Here is a 1,473-nt window from a genome sequence, read left to right as displayed (position 1 = left end):
GAGACTGCAGCCTTCACACGTCACACGGGGTCGTCAAGCTTGGTCGGCGATCGCGTAGTGATCGTCGGGCAAGCGTGTTACCCCCGCGGCTTAGCCGTGGGGGGTGGAATAGGATGTGTGGATAATTAAAAAAGGTGCCGTCGTGCGATGTCGTTTTACAGTGTATATGTCATTACGATATTGCGCGTACGGTTCATTTTTAACCCGGGAAGAAAACAATGGATAGCATCGTTCATATTGAAATTCGGCCGGAATGTTTGCAAGTCGCGCTCGAATGGATATCGCCGCGCGGTGCCGAGGTTCGAGAGGTCCTTCGTCGCGCCAGTATGACCCCACGCAGGGCGGCGCGTTTTTTGGGTCTTTCTGACCTAAATGGTCGGCAGGTGCGTCGATGGATTACTGAGGACACGACGATTCCGTATTCGGCGTGGGCCTTGCTCTGCGATGCCGCGGGATTGGGCCAGATATGGCGTGCAGGAAAGGAATGCTGAGCGTTTTGTAGGGTTAAGACGGACGAAACATGCGTCAGTGCGTCACCAGCAAGCGGCCCCGATAGCTCGAGTAAAGGCGAAGGTGGAACCAACGCAATTGACGTCCATCCGCGACAAGAAGAAAGCAACTAACGGTCGAGATCAGTAACACTACCTAAATCGCTATCGATTGCGATGGTTCCAGGTGAATCATCACACAAACCAAGCGCATTGTCAGCAGTACCGCGTAGTGTACATCGCAAAAAAATGCATAACAAAGCGCAGAAAAAAATAAAGTTCCGCCGTGAAACGGACGTTAAGCAGTATCACCCGTATCGCGATATGCGACACGATGGGTTCACGCCAGGTGCCGGATCCGTCCGCGCGCTACCGGGGTTAGGGCAAAACAAATTCATACGAGAGCCACCATGCGTTCCCTCACGCTGCGCAAGAAACTGCTTCTTCCCTTTGTTAATTTGTTGTCTCGCGTTGACCCTGCAGGCCGTCATCAGTTCACTTCAGTTGCGCAATAGCCAGCTCGCCTCGCGCAAGCTGGATCTCGCACACGTCGTCGACACTGCGGCAAGCATTGCCAAGTTTTATGCCGACGAGGTGAGCAGCGGCAAGCTTACAGAAGCACAAGCCAAATCGCGTGCAATCGAGTCCATCGGTGCACAGCGATACGGTAGCACCGGTTATGTCACAACCGTTGGTACGAACTCGGTCGTCATCAACAATCCCTTGAGCCCGAAGATTAATGGCAAGGACATGTCCGGTTTCCAGGATGCACGCGGACAGTATATGTACCGATCTATCGCTGCTGCCGGCGCCATGCCTCGCGGCGAAGGTTATATCGAATACTGGTGGCCCAAGCCAGGCGCAACGGAACCGAGCCCCAAGATTGGCTATGTTGCTCGCTTTGAACCATGGCAAATGGATTTCGTCGCAGGGGAATACGTTGATGACATTAATGCCGAATTCTATAAAGGACTAGCCAAGTCGG

The 1,473-nt window shown here is 53.4% G+C and carries 1 protein-coding gene; it reads left to right on the top strand.

The window, feature by feature from the left end:
• Positions 1-959: 959 nt before the first annotated feature.
• On the top strand, positions 960-1,473 hold a 514-nt coding region (locus WM40_RS30550), incomplete at its 3' end, for a cache domain-containing protein (protein ID WP_046154620.1).

Source organism: Robbsia andropogonis (genome assembly GCF_000970345.1).
Classification (GTDB): domain Bacteria; phylum Pseudomonadota; class Gammaproteobacteria; order Burkholderiales; family Burkholderiaceae; genus Robbsia; species Robbsia andropogonis.
Note: the sequence above shows the minus strand (reverse complement) of the source record. Positions and strands in the feature narration are given on the sequence as shown.